The organism is Streptococcus suis, assembly GCF_046032515.1.
GTDB classification, from domain to species: domain Bacteria; phylum Bacillota; class Bacilli; order Lactobacillales; family Streptococcaceae; genus Streptococcus; species Streptococcus suis_AL.
Window position 1 is genome coordinate 227,400 of record NZ_JARQPJ010000001.1, and the last position, 7,695, is coordinate 235,094.

Consider the following 7,695-nt stretch of genomic DNA (forward strand, 5'->3'; position numbering starts at 1 on the left):
ATATATTCCTGCAGTAAATCTGTAATATTTTTAACAGGAAGGTCACTATTTTCTAAAGAAAAGGGGAAAAAATATGGTATAATGAGTACATTACTATGTATGAGTTAGAAAGTATGAGAATGATATGTTAAACCTAAACCAGTTACTGGATACAGGGTATTGGTCGAGTTTGATAGCCAGTCCTTGGACCGCACTGTTGCACCTAATTGATATTAGTATAGTTGTTTATTTGATTTATAATTTTAGTAAGGCTATTGCAGGTACTAAAATTATGACATTGATTCGAGGGGTTTTTCTCTTCATTATTGTCCAGATTATAGCTAGTTTATTCGGTCTGCAGACGATTGCTTGGCTGATTAATCAAGTAATCACGTATGGAGTTATTGCAGCAGTAGTTATTTTTGCACCAGAGTTGCGTGCCATGCTTGAAAAACTTGGCAGGACAACTCAGATTTTTGGGGCAAATACTGTGAGTGCAGAAGAAAAGTTAATTGTTGCTTTTCTCAAATCTGTTGCTTATATGTCTCCGCGTAAAATTGGTGCACTTGTGGCAGTAGAACAAGCCCAAACATTACAAGAATATAGAGCAACGGGGATTCCTCTTAATGCGGATATATCTCAGGAATTATTAATAAATATTTTCATCCCGAATACACCGTTACACGATGGGGCCGTAATTGTCAAGGAAGACAAAGTAGCGGTTGCTTGTGCTTATTTGCCCCTGTCAGAGAGCGCAGGAATTTCAAAGGAATTTGGAACACGACACCGTGCAGCCATTGGCTTATCGGAGGTATCTGATGCGTTTGTGTTTATTGTTTCTGAAGAAACTGGCAGTATCTCTATTGCACGAAACGGGATATTCAAACATGACTTGACTTTGGATGAGTTTGAAGCAGAGTTGCGAGCGACTTTTATTTCTGAAAATGTAGAGAAAAAGTCCATCTGGAAGCGATTAGGAGGTGGCAAACATGAACGATAAGTTTAAAGCTGTAGGTCACTTAGCCCTATCTATTTTTCTAGCATTGTTGCTCTTTTTCTATGCAACAACCACCAACTATAAAAATTCAGAATCAGCTGCACAGAACACGGAGTCAGAAACCTATGTTCACACACTTAACAATGTACCGATTGAGATTGAATATGATACAAACAAGTATTTTATTTCCGGATTTTCTTCGACGGTGGCAGTTGAATTAAGGGGCTCCAATCGTGTTCTCCTACAGAGAGAATCAGATGAGTCAACTCGGACTTTTCAAGTGACTGCGGATTTGAGAGAGTTGAGTGATGGGACACAAACTGTCAAGCTACAATTGACCAATCTACCAGCAGGAGTGACTGCGACCCTGGCACCAGATGCCATTACGGTTAAAATTGGTAAACGCATGAGTAAAGCTCTGCCTGTTGAGGCTAAGGTTTATAGTAATCAATTGGCAGAAGGCTACAGCCTTTCTAAGGTTTCGGTCAATGTCGATACCGTAAAAGTAACGACAGATGAAGAAACCATGGCTAAGATTGATCAGGTCGAAGCTGTTGCGATGGATGTGAGCAATCTGTCTGAGAATTATAGTGGTACAGCTAAATTACAGGCTGTAGATAGCGACGGCAATGTCTTGCCAGTTGTACTGTCTCAGACGGAAGCAAATATGCAAATTATACTTACAAAAACAAAATAAGAGGTTATGAAAATGGGTAAATATTTTGGGACAGATGGTGTCCGTGGGGAAGCAAACGTAGAATTAACGCCAGAATTAGCATTCAAATTGGGTCGTTTTGGTGGTTATGTCCTTAGCCAGCATGAGACGGATGTTCCTCGTGTCTTTGTGGCGCGTGACACACGTATCTCAGGTCAAATGTTAGAGGCTGCCTTGATTGCAGGACTTCTATCAGTAGGGATTCATGTGTATAAATTGGGAGTTTTGGCGACACCGGGTGTTGCCCACCTAGTCAAAACTGAAAAAGCAAGTGCAGGTGTCATGATTTCTGCAAGTCATAACCCAGCGCAAGATAACGGTATCAAATTCTTTGCTGGTGATGGTTTCAAATTGGATGATGCATTGGAAGCGGAAATTGAGGCTCTTCTTGACGCTGAGGAAGACACATTGCCACGCCCATCTGCTAAAGGTCTAGGAGATGTGGTAGAATATCCAGAAGGTCTACGTAAGTACCAGCAATTCTTGGTGTCAACTGGTACAGATTTGGACGGTATGAAAGTTGCACTCGATACAGCCAATGGCGCTGCCTCAACCTCTGCTCGTCAAATTTTTGCGGATTTGGGAGCTGATTTGACCGTTATGGCTGAAAAGCCAGACGGTTTGAATATCAATGAGGGTGTTGGTTCAACTCATCCTGAAAAATTGCAAGAACTGGTCAAGGAAACAGGTAGTCAAATCGGTCTTGCCTTTGATGGTGACAGTGACCGCTTGATTGCTGTCGATGAAAATGGTGATTTAGTAGACGGTGACCGTATCATGTACATCGTTGGTAAATACCTCGCTGATCGAGGTCTATTGGCCAAAAATACAATTGTGACAACTGTTATGTCTAACCTTGGTTTCCATAAGGCTTTGGATCGTGAAGGTATTGAAAAAGCTGTGACCGCAGTTGGTGACCGTTATGTGGTGGAAGAAATGCGCAAGGAAGGCTACAATGTCGGTGGTGAGCAGTCAGGACATGTGATTCTGATGGATTATAACACCACAGGCGACGGCCAGTTGACCGCTGTGCAATTGACCAAAATCATGAAAGAAACTGGTAAGCAGTTGTCAGAATTGGCAGCAGAAGTGACCATTTACCCACAAAAATTGGTCAATATCCGTGTGGAAAACAGCATGAAGGACAAGGCAATGGAAGTGCCTGCTATTGCAGCTATCATTGAAAAAATGGAAGCAGAAATGGCTGGCAACGGTCGTATCTTGGTTCGCCCAAGTGGCACTGAGCCCCTCTTGCGTGTCATGGCAGAAGCGCCAACGGATACTGAAGTCGATTACTTTGTGGACACCATTGCTGATGTGGTCCGTGCAGAGATTGGGAGTTAGACAGAAATCAGTAACTCGTAGAGTTTGATTTCGTTGTCTAACCCCCGCAAGGTTGAGTAGGAATTTCACAGCTGATAGGCGAAGAAGTTCCACTCAAGACTGCGAGAATAAAAGTAAAAACTGGAGTTTGGTTACTCCAGTTCTTTGATGTTGTGAGGAAATATGAGTATTTTAGAAGTAAAAAATTTAAGTCATGGTTTTGGTGACCGTGCCATTTTTGAGAATGTCTCCTTCCGTTTGCTGAAGGGGGAGCATATCGGACTTGTCGGTGCCAATGGTGAAGGGAAATCGACCTTCATGTCCATCGTGACAGGTCAATTGCAGCCAGATGAAGGTAAGGTTGAATGGTCACGTTATGTAACGGCAGGTTATTTAGACCAGCATGCTAAATTAGAAAAGGGTCAATCAGTCCGTGATGTCTTGCGGACAGCATTCGATGAACTCTTCAAGACAGAAGCTCGGATCAATGACATTTACATGTCTATGGCAGAAGAGGGTGCCGATATGGATGCCCTCATGGAAGAGGTTGGTGAGCTGCAAGACCGTCTGGAAAGCCGTGATTTCTATACGCTTGATGCCAAGATTGACGAAGTAGCGCGTGCGCTTGGTGTCATGGACTATGGTATGGACAAGGATGTGACGGAGTTATCGGGTGGACAACGGACTAAGGTTCTTTTGGCAAAATTGCTCTTGGAGAAGCCTGATATCCTGCTTCTGGATGAGCCGACCAACTACTTGGATGCCGAGCATATTGACTGGCTCAAACGCTACTTGCAGAACTATGAAAATGCCTTTGTCTTGATTTCGCACGATATTCCTTTCTTGAATGATGTGATTAACATTGTCTACCATGTGGAAAATCAGCTTTTGACTCGCTTCACAGGTGATTACTACCAATTCCAAGAAGTCCATGCTATGAAGCGGGCTCAGTTGGAGGCTGCCTATGAGCGCCAGCAGAAGGAAATCGCAGACTTGCAGGACTTCGTTAACCGTAACAAGGCCCGAGTTGCCACTCGAAACATGGCTATGTCTCGTCAGAAGAAATTGGACAAGATGGAGATTATTGAGCTTCAAGCAGAGAAACCAAAGCCATCCTTTGATTTCAAAATGGCTCGAACTCCAAGTCGCTTTATCTTCCAAACGACTGATTTGGAAATTGGTTATGACCGTGTATTGACACGTAAACCGCTCAATTTGACCTTTGAACGCAACCAGAAGATTGCCATTGTCGGTGCCAACGGTATCGGTAAATCTACTCTTCTTAAAAGTTTGCTGGGGATTATTCCACCGCTGGGTGGTTCTGTAGAGCGTGGGGAGTATTTGGAACTAGGCTACTTCGAGCAAGAAGTGGCTGGCGGCAATCGTCAGACCCCGCTGGAAGCGGTGTGGGATGCCTTTCCTGCCCTGAACCAGGCAGAAGTACGGGCAGCCTTGGCTCGCTGTGGTCTGACTTCCAAGCATATCGAAAGCCAAATCCAAGTTCTTTCAGGTGGTGAGCAGGCCAAAGTTCGCTTCTGTCTGCTTATGAACCGTGAAAACAATGTCTTGGTCCTTGACGAGCCGACCAACCACTTGGATGTGGATGCCAAGGATGAACTCAAACGTGCCCTTCAAGCCTATAAGGGCTCAATTCTCATGGTCTGTCACGAACCTGATTTCTATGAAGGCTGGGTGGACGATGTCTGGGATTTTAATGAATTGACTTAAGAAACAAGCTATCGAAAGGTAGCTTTTTGGTTCAGTTTGTAAAGACGAAAATGTTATTGCATGCATTTCAAATTTTCACTACCTGATACTCATTTTTTATTCTATTGACCAAGCCTCGTTTTTCTGCTAATATGGAAAAATGTTTGTTTGGAGGTAAATGAGTGAATAGTATAATATCTGTATGGAAAAAAATGAATTTAATACGAAAAATCGGAATTGGTGTTGTTTTGGGAGTGTTACTAGGCTTAATTGCTCCAAAAATAGCGGTCATTGCTCTTTTTGGTAGTCTATTTGTAGGAGCATTGAAAGCTATAGCCCCTCTTTTGGTTCTGACACTAGTTGCACATGCTCTATCACAAGCTCCTGCTGGTCAAAAATCGAATATGAGGACAGTTATCTGCTTGTATCTATTTGGTACTTTTGCGGCGGCCTTCATTGCTGTAGGAGCAAGCTATCTATTCCCTATTAAACTGGTTCTTTCTACTACAACGACTACGGACATTACTCCTCCACAAGGGATTGCTGAAGTATTCCAAGATTTGTTATTGAAAATAGTCGACAATCCGATCAATGCTCTTGCAACAGCTAATTATATTGGTGTTTTGACATGGGCGGCAGTGTTTGGCTTGGCCTTTCGTCATGCAAGCAAGACAACCAAAGATTTATTGCAATCTGCGGCAGAAGTGACTTCTAAAGTTGTAGGCTGGATTATTGGTCTGGCACCATTTGGTATCATGGGATTGGTTTTCGATACCATTGCAAATAATGGTCTGACAGCTTTAAAAGACTATGGTTTACTGCTCTTACTCTTGGTTGGAAGTATGATTTTTGTCGCGCTTGTTGTCAATCCATTGATTGCCTTTCTTGTTATGAAGAAAAATCCTTACCCGCTGGTATTTGAATGTCTTCGAGTTAGCGGTGTAACTGCCTTTTTCACAAGAAGTTCAGCAGCTAATATTCCTGTCAATATGCAGCTCTGCAAACGTTTAGGAGTGGATCCAGATACATACTCAGTATCCATTCCGCTCGGTGCCACAATTAATATGGCTGGCGCAGCTATTACGATTAATATTTTAACAATGGCAGCTGTTCATACACTTGGCATTAGTGTTGATTTCAGTTCGGCCCTTCTTTTATCTGTTGTCGCATCTCTATCAGCTGCAGGTGCATCAGGTGTAGCAGGAGGTTCGCTTCTCCTCATTCCAGTAGCATGTAGCCTATTTGGTATTCCAAATGAAATCGCCATGCAGGTTGTTGGAGTCGGATTTGTGGTCGGAGTGATTCAGGACTCTTGTGAAACAGCCCTCAATTCATCGACCGATGTTTTGTTTACAGTTGTAGCAGAACGCTCTGCCTGGAAAAAATAGAAAGAAGTTGGGAGACCAACTTTTTTTCTTAGCTTTACTTCTGAAATCTCTTTCATTTTGTGATAAAATAGACTTACTTTGATACTGAAAAGGAGAACATATGACAGTAGATTTTAGAGCAGAGTTTGACAAACGCAAAGATGAGTTTCTAACGGACCTCTTTGACCTCCTCCGCATCAATTCTGAGCGTGACGATAGCCAGGCAGATGCCCAGCACCCATTTGGACCCGGACCAGTGCATGCCTTGGACAAGTTCCTGGAAATTGCTCAGCGTGACGGCTATCCGACGAAAAACGTTGACAACTACGCAGGTCACTTTGAATTCGGAGAGGGCGAAGAAGTCCTCGGTATCTTCGGTCACTTGGACGTGGTGCCAGCAGGAAGCGGTTGGAACACCGACCCTTACGAGCCGCAAATCATTGACGGCAAGCTCTTTGCCCGCGGATCTTCTGATGACAAGGGACCGACTATGGCTTGCTACTACGGCTTGAAAATCATCAAGGAGTTGGGCCTTCCGACCTCTAAAAAAGTCCGTTTCATCGTCGGTACCGACGAAGAATCAGGCTGGGCGGATATGGATTACTACTTCGAGCACGTTGGGCTCCCATTGCCAGACTTCGGATTTTCTCCAGATGCCGAGTTCCCGATTATCAACGGCGAAAAGGGCAATATCACAGCTTACTTGCATTTTGCGGGGGAAAATAGCGGAGCTGCTAAACTGCATTCCTTCACAGGCGGTTTGCGTGAGAACATGGTGCCGGAGTCTGCGACAGCTATTATTTCTGGCGACCTAGCAGACCTGGACAACAAGTTGGCAGATTTTACAGCAGCCTATGGCCTAAAAGCTGACGCGGAAACCCTTGAAAACGGACAGGTACAAGTGACCGTCATCGGAAAATCAGCCCACGGTTCAACCCCAGAAGAAGGTGTCAACGGAGCAACCTACTTGGCTAAATTCCTCAACCAATTCGCCTTTGACGGAGCAGCCAAAGCCTATCTTGACTTAGCAGGACAAGTCCTTCTAGAAGACCATGATGCTAAAAAACTCGGCGTAGCCATCTACGATGAGCAAATGGGAGCTCTTTCTATGAACGCAGGTGTCTTTAAGTTTGATGAAACCTCATCTGATAACACCATTGCCCTCAACTTCCGTTATCCAAAAAATACCAACCCTGAAACCATCAAGGCTGGTTTGGAAAAACTGGGCGTGGAAGCTGTTAGCCTGTCTGAGCATGGCCATACCCCACACTATTGCCCAATCGATGACCCAATGGTCGCAACCCTCCTGTCTGTTTATGAAAAACACACAGGCTTGAAAGGTCACGAACAAGTAATCGGTGGAGGAACATTTGGACGCTTGCTCAAACGTGGCGTTGCCTACGGAGCCATGTTCCCAGGCGATATCAACACTATGCACCAAGCCAACGAATTTATCGAAGTTGAGCAACTCTACCGCGCCGCTGCCATTTATGCAGAAGCTATTTATGAACTCATTAAGTAATACATGAGAGGCTGGGCAAAAAGCCTAGCACCACTTTTCAGAGTTCGTGTCAACATCTCAGCGCAGTGGTTGATTGGCAGATTTG

General features: G+C 44.1%; 6 protein-coding genes. All 6 read left to right on the top strand.

Annotation, left to right across the window (positions count from 1 at the left end):
* Positions 1-124 precede the first annotated feature (124 nt).
* The 6 genes from cdaA to pepV all read left to right on the top strand — a co-directional run bounded on the left by cdaA (position 125) and on the right by pepV (position 7,610).
* Entirely contained in the window at positions 125-979 is an 855-nt protein-coding gene (gene cdaA / locus P7J49_RS01175; RefSeq protein WP_024399762.1) for a diadenylate cyclase CdaA, read from the top strand.
* Positions 969-1,673, top strand: coding sequence for a YbbR-like domain-containing protein (locus P7J49_RS01180; protein WP_408568913.1), 705 nt, complete (start codon positions 969-971; stop codon positions 1,671-1,673). Before cdaA ends, P7J49_RS01180 begins: the two co-directional genes overlap by 11 nt.
* A gap of 12 nt (positions 1,674-1,685) precedes the next feature.
* Entirely contained in the window at positions 1,686-3,035 is a 1,350-nt protein-coding gene (glmM, locus tag P7J49_RS01185) for a phosphoglucosamine mutase (RefSeq protein WP_408568915.1), read from the top strand.
* Positions 3,036-3,197: 162 nt separating this feature from the next.
* Entirely contained in the window at positions 3,198-4,742 is a 1,545-nt protein-coding gene (locus tag P7J49_RS01190; RefSeq protein ID WP_408568917.1) for an ABC-F family ATP-binding cassette domain-containing protein, read from the top strand.
* Between the two features lie 191 nt (positions 4,743-4,933).
* Entirely contained in the window at positions 4,934-6,109 is a 1,176-nt protein-coding gene (gene sstT / locus P7J49_RS01195) for a serine/threonine transporter SstT (RefSeq protein ID WP_408568919.1), read from the top strand.
* 100 nt (positions 6,110-6,209) lie between these two features.
* Positions 6,210-7,610 (top strand): dipeptidase PepV, encoded by a 1,401-nt coding sequence (gene pepV / locus P7J49_RS01200; RefSeq protein WP_408568921.1) that lies wholly within the window; start codon positions 6,210-6,212, stop codon positions 7,608-7,610.
* Positions 7,611-7,695 lie beyond the last annotated feature (85 nt).